General features: G+C 60.1%; 1 protein-coding gene and 1 pseudogene. Both read right to left on the reverse strand.

Annotation, left to right across the window (positions count from 1 at the left end):
- Positions 1 to 273 (reverse strand): annotated as a pseudogene (locus tag Xinn_RS21330) (integrating conjugative element protein); the annotation flags it as partial.
- A 21-nt stretch (positions 274 to 294) separates the two neighbouring features.
- Positions 295 to 646: TraU family protein (locus Xinn_RS21335; protein WP_211286052.1), on the reverse strand; the 352-nt coding region annotated here is incomplete at its 5' end.

Raw genomic sequence — 646 nt, forward strand, 5'->3', positions numbered from 1 at the left:
CAGGTCAAAATTGCCGCACATCAAATCCGAGCGCCAGCCCAGTTCTAATCCACCGAGTGTGGCGGAACCACTGCGGCTGGCCGGCTCTGAAATCACCGAGCCGCCCCCTAAGGTATAAAACAGCGTATCGGACACCGCCCCGCTGGTCTCTGCGCCATAACCCAGCGCACTCCGGTTCACCTGCGGTAAGGTGAGGGACAGCCCGGCAGCACCGGCCTGCACCGACGTAAGCAGGAGGGTGCCCGTCACCAGCCAGAAGGACTTGTTTTTCATCATAACGATTTATTTCCTTATTCAGATATCCGTGCTGCCGAGAAAGCGCTGTCCCCGGCGCTGACAGCAGCTGTAGGGCTGCCACAGGGCATAAGCCTGATTACCATTGATAGCAGCCGCACGTTCCCCGTCAGGAAACACGGCACAGGTCTGGCTTAATGTCGGTGATAACCGCTGCCACTGATGATTCTTTGTGCCGGTATTTTCCTGCACCGGGCCCGGCGGCCAGTAGCCGTCAGCCCGTTGTCCGGTCAGCGGCTGGTACACATGGGGTTGCCCGGTACGGGTGATAATGTCCGCCACCCGTTGGGCCACCACCGCCGCGGCTTTATCGTCATCCGTCTGCGTGACGAAACCGGCGCGCGGATAGAGA

It is taken from the genome of Xenorhabdus innexi (genome assembly GCF_002632485.1).
Taxonomy (GTDB): Bacteria; Pseudomonadota; Gammaproteobacteria; order Enterobacterales; family Enterobacteriaceae; genus Xenorhabdus; species Xenorhabdus innexi.